This is a genomic window from Roseococcus sp. SYP-B2431 (assembly GCF_004336745.1).
Classification (GTDB): domain Bacteria; phylum Pseudomonadota; class Alphaproteobacteria; order Acetobacterales; family Acetobacteraceae; genus Roseococcus.
Window position 1 is genome coordinate 1 of the sequence record NZ_SJXD01000002.1, and the last position, 16,764, is coordinate 16,764.

Genomic DNA, 16,764 nt, shown 5'->3' on the forward strand with positions numbered 1-16,764 from the left:
GGCCGCGGCCGCCGGAGCGGGCGGAGGCGGCGGGGGCGGCGGCGGGGGGGCGGGCGGCTCCGGGCGCGCCGGCTCCTCCTCCGGCGGCTCCGGCGAGGGCGGCGCCGGCACGTTCACCGGCGCGCGCGGGGCGGGCGTCTCGCCCTGCGCGGTCTCGGCGGGGGCGATGAACTCGACCTCCATCGCCTGCTCGCGCGGCTCCTCGATCCTGCGTGGATCGAGGTCGAGCAGGAGCGCCCCCAGCACCAGCAGGTGCGCGGCCAGGGATGCGCCGACCCAGAGGCGGAAGCGCCCGTCTTCCATGGCTCAGCGCGGCGCCGGGCCTCGCGACGGGGGGTTCGCGGCGGGTGCGGGGGCGCGCGGGGGAGCGCCAGAGGGACCGGTATTGGGACCGGTATTGGGACCGGTATTGGGACCGGTATTGGGGGCAGCGGCCGGACGGGCTCCGGCGGGATTGGCCTGCTCGGCCAGCAGCGCGACACGGGTGAAGCCGCCGGCGCTGATCGTGCCCATGACCTCCATGACGCGACCATAGGAGATGCCGCGGTCGCCGCGCACGAAGATGCGGCGCTCGGGCTGGCCAGGCTGCTGGGTCTGCGAGATGGCCTGGAGCTGCTGCACGAGATTCTCCAACTGGACCTCCGTCTCCTGCAGGAAGATGCGGCCCTCGGGATTCACGCTGATGGTCAGCGGCTCCTGCTCCTGGTTCAGCGGCTGGGCGGTCGTCTTGGGCAGGTCCACCGGCACGCCGGAGGTCATCATCGGCGCGGCCACCATGAAGATGATGAGCAGCACCAGCATGACATCCACCATCGGCGTCACGTTGATCTCGGCCATGGGTCGGTAGCGGGCGCCCACCCCCCTCTTCATCAGCGGCCCGGCCATCGCGCGCTACTCCGCCGCCGTCGGCGCGGCGGCGAGGCGCGCCTGCGCCGCGGCCTCGGTCTGGCGGGCCAGGATGGCGCCGAACTCGGAGGCGAAGCCCTCCAGCCGTCCGGCGAACTTGGCGAATTTGGACGACAGCATGTTGTAGATCAGCACCGCCGGGATGGCGGCCACGAGGCCCATCGCCGTGGCGAAGAGCGCCTCGGCAATGCCCGGCGCCACGACCGCCAGGTTGGTGTTCTGCATGCCGGCGATGGCGGTGAAGCTGTTCATGATGCCCCAGACCGTGCCGAAGAGGCCCACGAAGGGCGCCGCCGAGCCGGTGGAGGCCAGGAAGGTCATGCGCTTTTCCAGCCGCTCCATCTCGCGCTGGATGGTGACGGACATGGCCCGCTCCACCCGCTCGCGCGTGCCGGCCACCATGTAGGAGCCGGTGCCGGCCGCGGTGCTCGCGTGCCATTCGCGCATGCCGATGACGAAGACGGCGGCCATGGGATGCGCGGGATGCTCGCCCTGGGCGCGATAAAGCTCATCCAGGCTGCCGCCGCGCCAGAAGCGGTCCTCGAACTCGTCGGCCTCCTTGCGGGCGCGGGCGAGGCTCGTGAACTTCTCGAAGGCGATCGCCCAGACATAGACGCTGGCCAGGACCAGCAGGACCATCACCAGCTTCACGATCCAGTCGGCCTGCATGAACAGGCCGAGGAGCGAGAGGTCGTGGGCAGCCGCCAGCGGCGCGGTGGTGACGGAGTTCAAGGGGCTGGGCCTCCTCAGGTCGTTTCGGGCAGGGCGTTGCCGGGTTGGGCGTTGCCAGGCAAATCGTTGCAGGCGGGGACGGTCCGGGCGCGCAGCGCGCCCAGCCAGGGTTCAGGCAGGCGACGCGGAGCGAGCGTCGCTCCATCCACGCAGGCGAGCGTCACATCGAGCCATGCCAGCCTTTCCTCCCCCCGCCAGACCTCCTGCCGGAGCAGCAGGCTTGCGGAAGCGCGGCGGATTCGCGTGACCACCGTCACCTCGTCGTCGAGTCGCGCGGGGCGTGCATACTCCACCGTGGCGCGCCGCACCACCATGAAGCAGCCATGTAAGCGCTGCATGTCGGCATGGGGCAGGCCCATCTCCCGGAGCGATTCGGTGCGGGCGCGCTCGGCCCAGCGGAGATAGGAGGCGTGGTAGGCGACGCCGCCCGCATCCGTGTCCTCGTAATAGACGCGGATCGTCATCCGATGGGCCGAATCGGTCACTCGATCCGTCATTGCGGCGGATCCAGCAGGTCGGGCTGGAGCTGGGTGCCGGCCGGCGGCGTCATCCCCAGGTGGCGCCAGCCGGGCTCGCCGAGCATGCGGCCCCGGGGCGTGCGCAGAACGAGACCTTCCTGGATGAGGAAGGGCTCCACGACGTCCTCCAGCGTGTCGCGGCTCTCCGACAGCGCCGCCGCCAGCGTCTCCACGCCCACCGGCCCGCCATTGTGGTGCTCGGCGATACGGCGGAGGTAGCGGCGGTCCATGGCGTCCAGGCCCCTGGCATCCACCTCCAGCCGGGCGAGCGAGGCATCGACCATGGCGCGGTCGGCCACCCGGCCCTCGACCACGCAGAAGTCGCGCACGCGGCGCAGCAGGCGGCCGGCGATGCGGGGGGTGCCGCGGCTGCGGTTGGCGATCTCGCGCGCGCCCTCCTCGGCCAGGGCGAAGCCCAGCTTCTCCGCGCCCCGCCGCACGATGCGGAACAGCTCCTCGGGCGTGTAGAGGTTCAGGCGCAGCGGGATGCCGAAGCGGTCGCGCAGCGGCGTGGAGAGCAGGCCCGAGCGCGTGGTGGCGCCCACCAGCGTGAAGGGCGGCAGGTCGATCCGCACGGTCCGCGCGGCCGGGCCCTCGCCGATGATGAGGTCCAGCTGGAAATCCTCCATCGCCGGATAGAGCGTCTCCTCTATGGCGGGCTGAAGGCGGTGGATCTCGTCCACGAAGAGCACGTCGCGCGGCTGCAGGTTGGTGAGGATGGCCGCCAGATCGCCGGCGCGCTGGAGCACCGGGCCGGAGGTGGCGCGGAAGCCAACCCCCATTTCGCGCGCCACGATCTGCGCCAGCGTCGTCTTGCCCAGGCCCGGCGGGCCGTGCAGCAGGACGTGATCGAGCGCCTCGCCGCGCGCCGAGGCGGCCTGGATGAAGACCGAGAGGTTTTCCCGGAGCAGCTTCTGGCCCGTGAACTCGGAGAGGAGCTGCGGGCGCAGCGAGGCCTCGCCCAGATCCTCCTCCTGCCGCGCGCCGCTGGTGATGCGGTCGGCGCTCATCTGTGCCACCGATTCAGCTCTCCGGCGCCATCGCGCCTCCGACCATCGGGGGCGGTCATCCGCGCCACCGATTCAGCTCTCCGGCGCCATCGCGCCTCCGACCATCGGGGGCGGTCATCGCACCGACTCCCGCAGCGCGGCCGTGATCAGCGCGTTCAGGCCCGCGCCCTCCCCCAGGCTGGCCTTGGCCCGCGACACCGCGCGCTCCGCCTCGGGCCGCTTCAGGCCGAGATTGAGCAGCGCGCTGACCGCATCGGCCTCGGGCGTCTCGGGCGGCGGGGGCGTCGTGAGCGCGCCGCTGCCGTCGGCTTCCGGCGTTGCGCGGCCCACCGCCCATTTCTGCATCGCCGGCTCGTCGATGATGCGGTTGGCGGTGGCCGCGCCGAGGCCCTTCACCTCGGAGAGCCGCTTGCGCTCCTTGGCCGCGATGGCGGCCGCCAGCTGGTCCGGCGCGAGGCCCGACAGCACGAGCAGCGCCTTTTGCGGCCCGACCGTCTTCACCTCGATCAGCGCGCGGAAGGCCTCGCGCTCGCTGGCATCGAGGAAGCCGTAGAGGGTGATGGCGTCCTGGCTGACGCGCGTCTCGACCAGCAGCTTCTGGCTCCCGTCCTTCGCCGTCAGCCGGTCCAGTGTCTTGCGGCTGCACGCGACCAGGTAGCCGACGCCGTTCACGTCCAGCACGCAGGCACCGTCCTGCGTCGATTCCACGAGGCCCCGCAGGCTGCCGATCACGCCCGCCTCCGATGGCCGGAGGCGCGAAGGCGCCGGAGGGCTGAATCGGCGGCCGTCATGCCGGTATCAGCCGGGCGAGCATGTTCTTCGTGCCGCGGTGATGCGCGTGGCAGATCGCGATCGCCAGCGCGTCCGCCGCATCCGCGCGCTTCAGCACGGCGCCGGGCAGCAGGCGCCTCACCATGTCCTGCACCTGGATCTTGTCCGCATGCCCGGTGCCGACGACGGCCCGCTTCACCTCCATCGCCTGATATTCCGCGACGGGAAGCCCGGCGAGCGCCGGCACCAGCAGCGCCACGCCGCGCGCCTGGCCCAGCTTGAGCGCGGCTGCCGGATTCTTGTTCACATAGGTGTGCTCGACCGCCGCCTCGTCCGGCGTCCATTCGCCGATGAGATGCGACAGCCCGTTGTGGATCTGCACCAGCCGATGCGCGAGCTCGTCGCCGGCCGAGGTGCTGATGGCCCCCGCCGCGATGTAGCGCAGGTGCGAGCCCGCGCTCTCGATCAGCCCCCAGCCCGTATGGGTCAGGCCAGGGTCGATCCCCAGAACGCGGACGCCGCCGGGGGCCAACTCAGCCCGAAAGCTTCGCCAGCACGGCGTCGCTCACCTCGAAATTGGCGTAGACCTGCTGCACGTCGTCATGGTCGTCGACCAGGTCGATGAACTTCAGGACGGCGGCGGCGCCCTCCTCGTCCAGCTCGACGGTCATGTTCGGCTTCCACTCCAGCCGCGCGCCCTGGGCCTCGCCGAAGCGGGCCTCCAGGGCGTCGCGCACCGTGTTGAGGTCCTCCGGCGCGGTCAGGATCTCATGGCCTTCCGCCGTGCTGGCGACATCCTGGGCACCGGCCTCGATCGCCGCCTCCAGCATGGTGTCCGCATCGGCCACGTCGGCGGCGAAGCGCACGGCGCCGACGCGGTCGAACTGGAAGGCCACCGTCTCGCCCATCGCGCCGCCATGCTTGCTGAACATGGAGCGCAGGTCGCTGGCCGTGCGGTTGCGGTTGTCGGTCAGCGCCTCGACGATCAGGGCGACGCCCGCCGGGCCGCGGCCCTCGTAGCGGACCTCGACATAATCCTCGCCGGAGCCCGCGCCGGAGGCCTTCTTGATGGCGCGGTCCACCGCGTCCTTGGTCATATTGGCCAGCCGGGCCGCGACCAGGGCCGCGCGCAGGCGGGGATTATGGGCCGGATCGGGCAGGCCGGCCTTGGCCGCCACCGTGATCTCGCGCCCGATCCGGGCGAAGGCCCGGGCGCGCTTGGCGTCCTGCCCGCCCTTGCGGTGCATGATGTTCTTGAACTGCGAATGCCCAGCCATGGCTTCTTCAGAGATTGGTTGAAGTTTTTCCATATAGCGCCCGGCCGAGAGTTTCGCCACCATGGGGCGCATGGACACGCATGCCCCCCTGGGTGACGCCGCGGTCGCCGACCGCCACGCCGTCACGACCCTCGAGGCCCTGGAGGCCATCTACGGCCACGCCTCCGAGCTCGCGGCCAACAAATCCACGGACCGGCTCGATCCGGTGACGCTGGCCTTCATCGCCGCCAGCCCGTTTGTCCTGCTGGGCACGCAGGGGCGGAAGGGCAACCACATCACCCCGCGCGGCGACGCGCCCGGCTTCGTGGTGGCGCTGGACGAGAAGCGGCTGGCGGTCCCGGACCGGAAGGGCAACAACCGCCTCGACGGCTATCGCGACATCCTCGAGGACAACCGGGTCTCGCTCCTTTTCCTGGTGCCTGGGATGGGCGAGACGATGCGCGTGCACGGCACGGCTACCATCTCGACCGACCCCGGGCTGCGCGCGCGCTGCATGGCGCAGGAGAAGGTGCCGGCCACCGTGCTGATCGTGGAGGTCCGCGAGATCTTCATGCAATGCGCCAAGGCGATCATGCGCTCCGATCTATGGGACGGGCGGAAGAAGGCGCCGGGCGTGCCGAGCATGGGCGCGCTGCTGCTGGCCCATAAGAAGAACGGGATGGACCCGGCCGCCTATGACGCGGCGGCCGAGGAGCGGCTGCGCGCCAATATGTACTGAGAGCCCCGGGCCTTCACACCTCGCCCTCACACCTCGCCCGTCACCATCCGCGCCGTCGCGACGAAGCTGCGCGGGCCATCCACCCCCCAGGCACGACGCAGCGCGCCCTCCAGCCGCGACCGCGCCGGCGGCTCCAGCCCGGTCGCGAAGGCGCCGACGATGCCCTGACCCCGCAGCCAGGGCTCCCACCAGTCCTCGAACCCGGAGAATTCCTGACGGATCGAGATGTCCCGCTCCCGCGCGTTCCGGATGCCCGCCGCCTCGAAGAGCGCGCCCAGCCGGCCCGGCGTGCCGATCGGGTCGGCCCAGTGCTTGTCGCGCCATTCGGCGCCCTCGCGCAGCACGACGGCCGCCGTGTCCGCGAAGAGCCGCAGGAAGGGAAAGCCCCCGGCGAAGTCCCACATGGCCGTGGCGACGACCCCGCCCGGCCGCGTGACCCGCGCCATCTCGCGGACCGCCTTCAGCGGATCGGGCACGAAGGCGAGGACGAGCAGGGCCAGCGCCGCGTCCTGCGAGCCGGTCGGCAGCGGCAGGGACAGGATGTCGCCGCGCTCGAACCGCGCCTGCGGCAAAGCGACGCGGGCCGCCTCGACATAGGCCTGGCCGAGATCGACCCCCGTGACCTTGGCGCCCGGGTCGCGCTCCAGCAGGGCGGCGCTCAGCGCGCCGGTGCCGCAGCCGGCGTCCAGCACGCGCTGGTCCGGGGCCAGGGCCAGGGCGTCCAGGAAGGGCTCCGCCAGCAGGCGGCTCCAGCGCCCCATGCTCCGCTCATAGGCGCGGGCGTCCGTCGCGACGTAGTCCATCGTGGTGCTCATGGCGCCCGCGTATACCGGAAGTTGCAATGGGTGGAACCGGACATGATGGTCTGCGTGCGCTCCAGCTTCATCCGCGGATCGTAGCCCTCGCAGAAGGCCCCGTCGCGGTTGCAGGAGAGCACGGCGCCCAGCTTGCCCAGCCCCATCTCGCGATAGCTCTCGGCATAGCGGCAGCGGGTGACGTTGAAGTCGAAGTGTTCTTCGTCCTCGCGCAGCACCTCGATGCGCAGCGCATCGTCGAGCTTCCAGCGCTCCATGAGCTCGGCGAAATGCGCGATGCTGGGCTCCGGCGCCTCCCGGGCCATGGTGGCGCCGGTCTGCCGCGCGAGCTTCACGACGGCGCTGGTGAGGATGGCCGTGGCCTGCTCCTCGCCGAGCGCGGCCGCCATCTCCTCGTAGATGCCCTTGGCGAAGGCCGCCTCGATGCGGCGCTGCTCGAGGATGGACACGGTCATGGCGAGGCTCCTGGAATCGGCCGCGTCACGCTAGCCTCGCCGGCCACCGCAACTCCAGCCCTGGGCGGCCCGGCCGTCACGCCGCCTTCCCCCGCGGCAGCCAGCGATAGCCCGCGATCCCGATCACGAGCGAGGAGCCGAGCAGCAGGAAGCCGACGCGGTACCCCGCCTCGCCCACGCCCACCAGCGCCACCGCCCCGCCCACGACCGCCGGCAGCAGCGCCGAGCCGAGCACCTGCCCCAGATTCACCGTCGTGATGCCGCGCCCGACCATGTGCTCGGGGAAGAGCGCGCGGCCCTGCGCCACCAGGATGATCGAATAGGTGGAGAAGAAGCAGCACACCATCATGAGGCCGACCGCCGTCCACAGCGGGATGCCGGGCCAGAGCGCCAGCGTGGTCATGCTGAGGATGACGATGACCGCGGAGGTGATCACCGCCGGCTCCCGCCCCAGATGGCGTTCCAGGAAGGGCAGCGAGAGCTGCCCGCAGGGCACCGTCAGCCCCATGGCCAGCAGCACGGCGCCGCGCCCGCCGGCGTCCAGCCCGTGCACGTCGTAGAGATAGGGCCCCGCCCAGAGGGTCAGCAGCGTCGCCATCACCGCATAGGCGAAGCAGTGCATGGACAGGATCCGCATCAGGCCCGGCGTCCTCCAGACGAGGAACTGGCCGGCCAGCACCTCGCGCAGGGTCTCCTTCTTCGCCTCGCGCAGGGCCATCCCCGGCGGCGCATCCGCCGCCCAGCGCCACCACGCCGCGCCGACCGCGACCGTCAGCACGGCCGAGACCAGATAGGCGCCCCGCCAGCCGACCAGCCCGGAGGCCAGCGCCAGCGGTGCGCCGGCCGTCAGCACGCCCACCTGGCTCCAGGCGAAGATGCCGCTCATCGCCTTGGTGAGGCCGGGGCCGGCATGCCATCGTCCGGCCAGCACCACCGCCGCCATGAAGCTCGCCGCGCAGCCGAGGCCGAGCACGAAGCGCGCGGCGAGGAACTGCGCGCCGTCCTGCGCCAGGGCCTGGCCCACCGAGCCGATCACCGCCAGCGCCGTGAGCCAGGTCACGAGGCGGCGCGGCCCCATGCGGTCCAGCCCCACGCCCACCGGCAGCTGCGCCACCAGCAGGGCCAGGAAGAAGGCGGTGTTGGCGGAGCCGAGCGCCGCCGGGCCGAGCTGCAGCTCCGCCGCCAGCTCGGGCGCCACGACGCCCACCGCCGCGCGATGGAACTGGGAGACGGCCGTCATGGCGGACATCGCCGCGCCGACGCGAACGACGGGGGTCATGCGGCCGCGAGCAGGGCACGCACTCCTGGGGCCAGCGCATCTGCGGAGATTTTCGGCCGCATAGCGGCCGGCGCTGTCCAACTGACCGCGCCGTCTGGACCACCGGCGGCGCGGCGACGCCAAGCCGCCCGAGGCGGCGCCCGGCGTTTGAGGGCATCAAGAATCCTCATGCCGCGATGCCGAACTCCACCGAGAGCGCCCGGGCCCCCTCCGGCGTGCAGGCCAGCCGCCGCCGTTGCAGGAGGTCGGTCGCCGAGGGCTCTATCCGGGTGAGCCAGAGGCGGCGCGTCATCATCGACGCGATCTCGCGCCCCAGCCCGCCGGAGAGGTGCGGCCGGCGCTCGGACCAGTCCATGCAGTCGCAGGCGAAGCGGGGCGCGCGGCGGGCGGCGGCGAGGTCCACGCCCAGCTTCGCCAGCCGTGCCTCGCCGGATTCCGTCGCGACCCAGCCGCCTGGCGCGGCCTCGATCCAGCCGTCGCCCGTCATCCGCGCGTGCAGCGCCACGCCGATCCGTCCGGCGACGTGGTGCCAGCACAGCCGCGCCTGCCGGAAGCCCTCGCCATGCGGCCAGGACTTGCGGGGGCTGGCCTGGGGCAGCGCCATCAGCGTCTCCAGAGCGCTCGCGACCTCCTCGCCGGCCAGCCGGTGATACCGGTGCCGTCCCTGGGCATGGACGCTCACCAGCCCCGAATCGACGAGCGCCTTCGCCTGGGCGCTGGCCGCCGCGGCGCCGATCCCCGCCACGCGCGCCAGCTCGCCGGCGGTCAGCGCCTCGCCGGGCAGCAGGGCCTGCAACATGGCGGCACGGGAGGGGTCGCCGATCAGATGGGCGATGGTGGCGAGATTGGACATGGCGACGCGATCCTACCGGCTTTCGGGGCGACAACCTACCGCCCCACTCCTCCGGACGTTTCGCGGGCCTCCGAAAGGCGGCCGGCTCGCCGCCGCGGCGTTTTACGGCCAGGATGCCGCATGTTCCGGATTTTCCTCACGATCCTCCTGCTCGCCGCGGCGCCGTCGCCTCGTCCCCTCGGGGCGGCCGAGATCAAGCTCGCCACCTGGAACATCGCCTGGCTGACCCTGCGCCCGGCCGGCGACCGCGCCCTGCCGCGCGACCTCACGCCTCGCCAGCCGGGCGATTTCACCCGCCTCGCCGACTACGCGCGCCGCCTCGACGCCGACATCCTGGCGCTGCAGGAGGTGGACGGGCCGGAGGCCGCCGCCCGCGTGCTCGATCCGCGCGACTACAACTTCTTTTTCCCCGACGAGCGCGACATCCAGCGCACCGGCTTCGCCGTGCGGCGCACGCTGCGCGCCATCCGCAACGCGGACCTGGAGGAGTTGGACCCCATCCCCGACGCGCGCTTCTCGCTCCGCCGGGGCACGGACATCACCGTCGAGGTGGAGGGCCGGATGCTGCGGCTGCTCTCGGTCCATCTCAAGGCCGGCTGCCGCGAGGCCTCCGACCAGGGCCGCGACTGCGAGACGCTGATGCGGCAATCCACGGTGCTCGCCGGCTGGATCGCGGCCCGCCGGCGCGAGGGCGCCGCCTTCGCCATCCTGGGCGACTTCAACCGCCGCTTCGCCACCCCGCAGGATGCGATGCTGCGGGAGCTGACCGCCGCCGCGCCGCTGACCCGCGCCAACGAGGGCGTCTCCAACCCCTGCTGGTCGGACGCGCGGGGCGGCCGCCCCTTCATCGGGCACATCTTCCTCGGCGGGCCGGCGCGCGGCTGGATGGTCCAGGACAGCCTGCGCGTCATGGTCTATGCCGAGCGCGATCCGGCCATGCGCCACCGCCTCTCGGACCATTGCCCGATCAGCATCCGGCTGCGCGCGGGCTGAGATGCGCACCTTCTTCCGGATCACCTTCCCGCTGGCCCTGGTGAACTTCCTCAACCAGGCGAGCCGCGCGGTGATGGCGGTCATCGGGCCGCTGCTGGCGCTGGAGTTCGGCCTCTCGGCCTCCGATCTCGGGCTGCTCGCGGCCGTCCTCTTCGCGGCCTACGGGCTGGCGCAGCTGCCGGTGGGGCTCGCGCTCGACATCTTCGGCGCGCGGCGGGTGCAGACGGTGCTCTCGCTGACCGCGGGCCTCGGCTTCCTGATCTGCGCCCTGGCGGAGGACGTCCTCTTCCTCGGCGTCGGCCGCTTCGTCACGGGCATCGGCATCGCGGCCGGGCTGATGGCGATGCTCAAGGCCAATACCCAGTGGTTCCCGCGCGCCAAGGTGGCCGCCATGACGGGCAGCGGCGTCTTCGTCGGCGCGCTGGGCGGCATGGTCGCCACCCTGCCCATGCAGGCGCTGATCCCGCTGACCGGCTGGCGCGGCGGCTTCCTGATCTTCGCCGTGCTGAGCTGCCTCATCGCCGCCTGGATCTGGATCTCCGTCGCCGACGCGCCGCCGGGCTACGTCCGCCCGCCGCGGCGGAGCCTGGTCGCCGAGATCACCGCCTTCGGCCCCATCTTCGCGCATCCCTACTTCCGGCGCTTCGTGCCGGCGATCCTGATGCTGACGACGATGAACTTCGTCTATCAGGGCCTCTGGGCCGGCCCCTGGCTGCGCGATGTCGCCGGGCTCGACGACCAGGCGCGCGGCCTCCTGCTCTTCACCTATGCCTGCGGCGCGGCGGCGGGCAGCCTGCTCACCGGCCAGGCGGCGAGCTTTCTCCAGGGCCGCGGCCACTCGCCGATGCTGGTGCCCTCCGTCGCCATGGGCGCGCTGCTGGCCATCCAGGCCGTCCTGATCGTCGCGCCACCCTCGGGCATGCCGGCGCTGGGCCTGGTCTGGCTCTGCTTCGCCATGGCGGCCTCGGCCGGGCCGGCCGGCTATGCCGCCGTGGGCCAGCGCTTCGGGCCGGAGCTGGCCGGGCGCGTGGCGACCGCCATCAACGGCTCCATGCTGGTCCTGGTCTTCCTCGCGCAGATCGCGATCGGCGCCATCCTGGACCTCTGGCCGCGCACGGCCGAAGGTGGGTGGAACGCGGCGGGCTATGGCTGGGCCATGGGCCTCACGCTCGGCCTCCAGGCCCTCGTCGTGCTGTGGGCCTGGCGGGGCCGCAGGCTGCTGGGAGCAACGGCGACATGAACATCGAGGTCGAGGACATCCTCGCGCGCTACCGGATCGAGAAGGGCAAGGGATTCCGGCTGAAGGACCACGAGCCGGACGACACGGCCGGGCTCAGGCTCTCCAAGGACACCGCGGCGGCGCTGCTGCGCGAGGGCGTGGAGCGGCTCTCCGCGCAGCAGGACAAGCTCTACGCGCAGGACCGCTGGTCGGTGCTCTGCATCTTCCAGGCGATGGACGCGGCCGGGAAGGACGGCACGATCAAGCATGTCTTCTCCGGGCTGAACCCGCAGGGCTGCCATGTCGCCGCCTTCAAGCAGCCGAGCCCGACGGAGCTGGACCACGACTTCCTCTGGCGCCACGTCACGGCCCTGCCGTCGCGCGGCCAGATCGGCATCCACAACCGCAGCTGGTACGAGGAGGTGCTGGTCGCGCGCGTGCATCCGGAAATCCTGGCCCGCCAGAAGCTGCCGCCGAAGCTGGTAACGAAGCACATCTGGGACGAGCGGCTGGAGGACATCGCGGGCTTCGAGCGCTACCTCGGGCGGCAGGGCGTGGTGGTGCTGAAGTTCTTCCTCAACGTCTCGCTGGAGGAGCAGAAGAAGCGCTTCCTGGAGCGGCTCGACGAGCCGGAGAAGAACTGGAAGTTCTCCGCGGCCGATGTCTCGGAGCGGCGGCATTGGGACGCCTACCAGGAGGCCTATGGGGAGGCGATCTCCGCGACGGCGACCGCGGCCTCCCCCTGGTACGTGGTGCCGGCAGACCGGAAATGGTTCACCCGGCTGGTGGTGGTCGCCGCGATCGGCCGGGCGCTGGGGTCGCTGGACCTTCACTATCCACAGCTGACCGAGGAACAGCGCGTGGCCCTCACGGAAGCGCGCTCCATGCTCGAATGAGCGGCGGGCTCCGCCGCGCCTCCGCCTGGGCGCCAAGGGCCGGTCGCGCGGGACGTCGGCCTCGGGGGCTGGAGAAGCCCTGACGGGAGGTGTCCTCGCCCGCATGGGGCAACCCGAAGGCGCGCGCCGAGTTGTTTCCGGCAGAGGCGGCATCAATCCGGATGCCCCATTTCGGAGAGACAGAGCCATGGACAAGGATCGCATCGAGGGCCTGGGCAAGCAGGCCAAGGGCGCCGTCAAGGACGCCGCCGGCAAGCTGACGGGCGACGCGAAGCTGCAGGCCGAGGGCAAGGCCGACAAGGCCGAGGGCAAGATCCAGAACGCCGTCGGCGGCGCGAAGGACGCGGTGCGCGACGCCACCAAGTAGGCTGCGGCCACCATCGAATCCGGGGCGGCCGGCGGGACAACCCGCCGGCCGCCTTGCGTCGTCCGGGCCGCATTGACAGGGGCAGTCGGAAGATGATCCTGCCGCCTCACGCGCCGCTTCCGGGCGCGGCACGGAAGGCGGCTTTCATGCGTATCCTCATCCTCGGCGCGGGCGCGCTCGGCGGCTATTACGGGGCCCGGCTCATCCAGGGCGGCGCGGCCGAGGAGGTCGCCTTTCTGGTCCGCCCGAAACGGCAGGCGCAGATCGCCCGGGAAGGCCTCGTGGTGAAGAGCCCGCTCGGCGACTTCGCCCTGCCGGTGAAGACCGTCGCGGCCGATGCGCCCGGCAACCACTGGGACGTGGTGCTGCTGAGCTGCAAGTCCTACGACCTCGAATCGGCCATCGAGGCGATCCGCCCGGCGGTGGGGCCCGGGACCGCGGTGCTGCCCGTTCTGAACGGCCTGTCCCACCTCTCCGCGCTGCAACGGGCCTTCGGCGACGGGGCCGTGCTGGGCGGCGTCGCCAAGATCGCGGCCATGCTGACGCCGGAAGGCCATATCCGCCACATGGCGCCGCCGGCCGACCTCCTCTTCGGCGAGATCGCGGGCGGCATGTCGGCGCGCGTCGAGGCGCTGGCCAGGGCCTTCCAGGCCGCGCCGCATATCAAGACCACCGCCTCGCCCGCCATCATGGACGAGATGTGGGCCAAGCTGGTCATGCTCGGCTCGCTGGCCGCGCTGACGGTGCTGATGCGCGGCCATATCGGCCAGATCATCCGCGCCGGCGGGCAGGAGCTGATCCTGCGCATGTTCCGGCTCTCGGCGGCGATCGCGGCGGCGAACGGCCATCCGGTGCCGGACGAGACGCTCACCGGCATGGAGCGCATGTTCACCAACCCGAAATCCACCTCGACCGCCTCGATGTTCCGCGACCTGAAGGCCGGCGGGCCGATCGAGATCGACCACATCGTCGGCTTCCTGGTGGAGGCCGGAAAGGGCGCCGCGCTGGACGTGACGCTGCTCGAGGCGGCGCTGGTCAGCGGCCGGACCTACGAGGCGCAGCGCGCCGAAGCTGCCGCCTGATGCCGGACATCGAAGCGCTCCGGCCGCTCGCGCATCTGGTCCTCCGCGACGCGGAGATCCCCGAGCTGCCGAACCACTACGGCGGCAAGGTGCGGGAGAATTACGACCTGCCCGACGGCCGCCGCGTGCTCATCGCCACCGACCGGCTGAGCGCCTTCGACCGCATCCTCTGCGCCATCCCCTTCAAGGGCCAGGTGCTGACGCAGACCGCCCGCCACTGGTTCGAGCGGACGGCCGACATCTGCCCGAACCACGTGCTGGCCTATCCCGACCCCAACGTGGTGATCGGGCGCCGGCTGGACATCCTGCCCGTCGAGATCGTGGTGCGGGACTACCTCGCCGGCACGACCAGCACCTCGGTGCTGACCATGTACAAGGCCGGCAGGCGCGAGATGTACGGCCTGCGACTGCCCGAGGGCATGCGCGACAACCAGCGCCTGCCGCAGCCCATCATCACGCCGACGAGCAAGGCCTTCCATGGCGAGCACGACGCGCCCCTCTCGGCCAAGGAGATCCTGGACGGCGGGCTGCTGACGAAGGCGCAGTGGGACCGGCTGAGCGAATACGCGCTCGCGCTCTTCGCCCGGGGCCAGGAGATGGCGGCCGAGCGCGGGCTGATCCTCGCCGACACCAAGTACGAGTTCGGCACGGATGCGGAGGGCCGGATCGTCCTGGCCGACGAGATCCACACGCCGGACAGCAGCCGCTACTGGCGTGCGGACAGCTATCCCGCGCGGTTCGAGGCCGGCGAGAAGCCGGAGAGCTTCGACAAGGACTTCGTGCGCAACTGGGTGGCCGCGCGCTGCGACCCCTATCGCGACGCGATCCCGGAAATCCCGGAGGAGCTGATCCTGAACACGGCGGCGGTCTATATCGAGGCCTACGAGACCATCACCGGCCAGGGCTTCGATCTGCCGCGCGGCGACACCCCCGTGCTGGACCGGGTGCGGACAAATCTGCGGCCCCTTTTCGGCGCCTGACCGTGCAGGATCCGCTGGTCTTTGCCCTGGCCGTGCTGGCGATCCTCGCCACGCCGGGGCCGACGAACACGCTGCTCGCGACCGGCGGCGCCACCATCGGGCTGCGGCGGTCCCTCGCGCTGATCCCGGCCGAGGCGGCGGGCTACACCCTCTCCATCCTGACGCTGGGCCTGCTGCTGGGGCCGATCCTCGCCGGCGCGCCGGCTCTCGCTTTCGCCATGCGCATGGCGGTCGGCGCCTATCTCCTGTGGCTGGCCATCCGCCTCTGGCGGCGCGGCGGGGCCGCGCTGGCGCTCGGGCGCGTGGTGACGGCCCCGCAGGTCTTCGTCACGACCCTGCTGAACCCCAAGGCGATCATCTTCGCGCTCGGGATCGTCCCCTTCGGGGCCGGGCGGGTCTGGCCCTATATGCTGGGTTTCCTGGCCCTGCTGACCTGCGTGGCCCTGGGCTGGATCACGGCGGGAGCCGTGCTCGGCGGCGCCGCGCGGCGCCGCGGATGGGGCGGCTTGGTTCCGCGCGTCGGGGCCGCGGCCGTGGGGACCTTCGCGGCGATCCTGCTGATCGCCCCGCTGCTGCGCTAAAGAGCATTTTCAAGTCAGGCGGAATCGCCTGACGACTCGGAAAATGCGTTAAAACAATAAACTAGAGTCGCTTCAGCGAGCGCAGTCCAGCTGAAACGGCTCTAGGCCGCACGTGAATCTCGCCTGACGCGCTCCGGTTCTGGTAAGCTTCCGCTCCCACGATGTCCGGGAGGCAAACCATGCGTCCGAGCCGGCAGCGCGCCACCTGGCGGGACAATGCCATCGCGGCGCTGTTTCTCATGGCCTTCATACTTCCGACTTTCGCAGCCTGGTCGCAGCACCTCTATTCCTGCGGGGCGGACGATCGCTGGGCCTTCGCCACGGTGGGCGCGATCCTCTTTCCGATCGGGGTTCTGCATGGAACCGGGGTGTGGTTCGGCCTGTGGGGATGACGGCAGGGCGCTGAGCGCCTGACGTTGCCGTCCAGTATGCGGACTCTGCCGGTGCTTCCCGGCCGGGCGGCGTCCGCGCCACGGGGCCATGAAAACCGTCCCATTCCGCGCGCACAGCCCACCCAGTCCAAACATGCGAGTCGTTAACATTTATTGGTGACCGACGGCTGAGCAGAAGTAAATTTCTGGCGGCCAAAATCCCTCTCTAAATCATTTTTCCCCTATGGCTCAGACATTGTAAAATATTTCTGCATCCGGATGCACCTTTTTTGGAGCCCGGCGTTTGTTGTGAACGGTCGCGCTCATCAAAACTCCACCATTCCCCTCACACCGGGCGCCAGCGGATAAAAGGTTACACTATGTTGGATCGTACGCCCTTCAGCCTTCGGCACGAGATCAGGCTCTCCCCTCCCCCCCCGGCCAGGCCCGCCCCGCCGGCCGAAGCCCCTTCCAGCCGCTCGCCGACTCATGACGACGGCAAGGTCGGCCGGCGCATCAAGGACATTCGACGGAAGCTGGGCCTGACGCAGAAGCAGGTGGCCGGACGCGTGGGCGTCACGGGAGCGCAGTTCCACCGCTACGAAGTCGGTGCCACGCGCGTGGCGGCGAGCCGCCTGATGGCCATCGCGACAGTGCTGGGCGTCCGGCCGGAAGCCTTGATGAGCGACGCGGCCCTTCCCGCCGAAAGACCGGCAAACGTCGAGACGCCCGCGACCGATGCGCTTGTCGAACTGGTGGAGCTGTTCTCCTCCCTCCAGGACGACCGGCGCCGCAGAGCCGTGCTGGGCTTCGCCCGATCGGTAGCAGCCAGCCCCCCATGCCTGGCCGCCGCGGAGGCGTGATCCGTGGAGCGGGAGGGCGGGGCGCCGGCCTACGCCGCCCCCTCCACCCTCCTCCCACTTGAGGAAGGGCAACGGAGC

Annotated in this window: 22 protein-coding genes; 10 read left to right on the plus strand and 12 right to left on the minus strand. The window is 71.3% G+C overall.

The features are described from left to right. The 8 genes from EJV46_RS22600 to EJV46_RS00655 all read right to left on the minus strand — a co-directional run. A partial coding sequence (locus EJV46_RS22600) for a hypothetical protein (protein WP_206020667.1) occupies positions 1-303 on the minus strand: 303 nt, incomplete at its 3' end. Between the two features lie 3 nt (positions 304-306). Beyond that, on the minus strand, positions 307-885 hold the full coding sequence (tolR, locus tag EJV46_RS00625; RefSeq protein ID WP_131546661.1) for a protein TolR: 579 nt from the start codon (positions 883-885) through the stop codon (positions 307-309). Between the two features lie 6 nt (positions 886-891). After that, positions 892-1,638 carry a protein TolQ gene (tolQ, locus tag EJV46_RS00630; protein ID WP_255465939.1) on the minus strand — a complete coding sequence of 249 codons (747 nt, stop codon included), beginning with the start codon at positions 1,636-1,638 and terminating at the stop codon, positions 892-894. A gap of 14 nt (positions 1,639-1,652) precedes the next feature. After that, positions 1,653-2,135, minus strand: coding sequence for a YbgC/FadM family acyl-CoA thioesterase (locus tag EJV46_RS00635; protein ID WP_305000523.1), 483 nt, complete (start codon positions 2,133-2,135; stop codon positions 1,653-1,655). Beyond that, positions 2,132-3,166 (minus strand): Holliday junction branch migration DNA helicase RuvB, encoded by a 1,035-nt coding sequence (gene ruvB, locus EJV46_RS00640; RefSeq protein ID WP_131546716.1) that lies wholly within the window; start codon positions 3,164-3,166, stop codon positions 2,132-2,134. The genes EJV46_RS00635 and ruvB overlap by 4 nt, the downstream gene beginning before the upstream one ends. Positions 3,167-3,280: 114 nt before the next feature. Next, positions 3,281-3,898, minus strand: coding sequence for a Holliday junction branch migration protein RuvA (ruvA, locus tag EJV46_RS00645; RefSeq protein WP_131546662.1), 618 nt, complete (start codon positions 3,896-3,898; stop codon positions 3,281-3,283). 55 nt (positions 3,899-3,953) lie between these two features. Then, positions 3,954-4,469, minus strand: coding sequence for a crossover junction endodeoxyribonuclease RuvC (ruvC, locus tag EJV46_RS00650; protein ID WP_131546663.1), 516 nt, complete (start codon positions 4,467-4,469; stop codon positions 3,954-3,956). 1 nt (position 4,470) lies between these two features. Next, positions 4,471-5,214 carry a YebC/PmpR family DNA-binding transcriptional regulator gene (locus EJV46_RS00655; RefSeq protein WP_131546664.1) on the minus strand — a complete coding sequence of 248 codons (744 nt, stop codon included), beginning with the start codon at positions 5,212-5,214 and terminating at the stop codon, positions 4,471-4,473. 70 nt (positions 5,215-5,284) lie between these two features. Between EJV46_RS00655 and EJV46_RS00660 the strand changes: the two genes are divergently transcribed. Continuing rightward, the gene (locus tag EJV46_RS00660) at positions 5,285-5,932 is read left to right on the plus strand and encodes an MSMEG_1061 family FMN-dependent PPOX-type flavoprotein (protein WP_165585249.1); all 648 of its coding nucleotides are present in this window, start codon (positions 5,285-5,287) and stop codon (positions 5,930-5,932) included. 26 nt (positions 5,933-5,958) lie between these two features. Here the strand turns inward: EJV46_RS00660 and EJV46_RS00665 are convergent, their stop codons facing one another. The 4 genes from EJV46_RS00665 to EJV46_RS00680 form a co-directional block, all read right to left on the minus strand. Then, positions 5,959-6,747 (minus strand): class I SAM-dependent methyltransferase, encoded by a 789-nt coding sequence (locus EJV46_RS00665; RefSeq protein WP_131546666.1) that lies wholly within the window; start codon positions 6,745-6,747, stop codon positions 5,959-5,961. Continuing rightward, complete coding sequence (locus tag EJV46_RS00670; RefSeq protein WP_131546667.1) at positions 6,744-7,202, minus strand: L-2-amino-thiazoline-4-carboxylic acid hydrolase; 459 nt, start codon at positions 7,200-7,202, stop codon at positions 6,744-6,746. Before EJV46_RS00670 ends, EJV46_RS00665 begins: the two co-directional genes overlap by 4 nt. A gap of 76 nt (positions 7,203-7,278) precedes the next feature. Beyond that, positions 7,279-8,481, minus strand: coding sequence for an MFS transporter (locus tag EJV46_RS00675; protein ID WP_131546668.1), 1,203 nt, complete (start codon positions 8,479-8,481; stop codon positions 7,279-7,281). A 166-nt stretch (positions 8,482-8,647) separates the two neighbouring features. Beyond that, complete coding sequence (locus EJV46_RS00680; RefSeq protein WP_131546669.1) at positions 8,648-9,334, minus strand: helix-turn-helix transcriptional regulator; 687 nt, start codon at positions 9,332-9,334, stop codon at positions 8,648-8,650. A 120-nt stretch (positions 9,335-9,454) separates the two neighbouring features. Here EJV46_RS00680 and EJV46_RS00685 point away from each other — a divergent pair, with 120 nt between their 5' ends. The 9 genes from EJV46_RS00685 to EJV46_RS00725 all read left to right on the plus strand — a co-directional run bounded on the left by EJV46_RS00685 (position 9,455) and on the right by EJV46_RS00725 (position 16,686). Next, positions 9,455-10,327, plus strand: a complete 873-nt coding sequence (locus EJV46_RS00685; protein WP_131546670.1) for an endonuclease/exonuclease/phosphatase family protein — start codon at positions 9,455-9,457, stop codon at positions 10,325-10,327. A 1-nt stretch (position 10,328) separates the two neighbouring features. Beyond that, the gene (locus EJV46_RS00690) at positions 10,329-11,567 is read left to right on the plus strand and encodes an MFS transporter (protein ID WP_165585250.1); all 1,239 of its coding nucleotides are present in this window, start codon (positions 10,329-10,331) and stop codon (positions 11,565-11,567) included. Further along, positions 11,564-12,442, plus strand: coding sequence for a polyphosphate kinase 2 family protein (locus tag EJV46_RS00695; RefSeq protein WP_131546672.1), 879 nt, complete (start codon positions 11,564-11,566; stop codon positions 12,440-12,442). The genes EJV46_RS00690 and EJV46_RS00695 overlap by 4 nt, the downstream gene beginning before the upstream one ends. A gap of 187 nt (positions 12,443-12,629) precedes the next feature. Beyond that, entirely contained in the window at positions 12,630-12,809 is a 180-nt protein-coding gene (locus EJV46_RS00700) for a CsbD family protein (protein ID WP_131546673.1), read from the plus strand. A 146-nt stretch (positions 12,810-12,955) separates the two neighbouring features. Continuing rightward, positions 12,956-13,891, plus strand: coding sequence for a 2-dehydropantoate 2-reductase (locus EJV46_RS00705; protein ID WP_131546674.1), 936 nt, complete (start codon positions 12,956-12,958; stop codon positions 13,889-13,891). Beyond that, positions 13,891-14,871, plus strand: coding sequence for a phosphoribosylaminoimidazolesuccinocarboxamide synthase (locus tag EJV46_RS00710; protein ID WP_131546675.1), 981 nt, complete (start codon positions 13,891-13,893; stop codon positions 14,869-14,871). Before EJV46_RS00705 ends, EJV46_RS00710 begins: the two co-directional genes overlap by 1 nt. Before the next feature lie 2 nt (positions 14,872-14,873). Further along, positions 14,874-15,452, plus strand: a complete 579-nt coding sequence (locus tag EJV46_RS00715) for a LysE family translocator (RefSeq protein ID WP_131546676.1) — start codon at positions 14,874-14,876, stop codon at positions 15,450-15,452. A gap of 179 nt (positions 15,453-15,631) precedes the next feature. Then, positions 15,632-15,844, plus strand: a complete 213-nt coding sequence (locus EJV46_RS00720) for a hypothetical protein (RefSeq protein WP_131546677.1) — start codon at positions 15,632-15,634, stop codon at positions 15,842-15,844. A 359-nt stretch (positions 15,845-16,203) separates the two neighbouring features. Next, positions 16,204-16,686, plus strand: a complete 483-nt coding sequence (locus EJV46_RS00725) for a helix-turn-helix domain-containing protein (protein ID WP_131546678.1) — start codon at positions 16,204-16,206, stop codon at positions 16,684-16,686. The last annotated feature ends 78 nt before the right edge of the window (positions 16,687-16,764 follow it).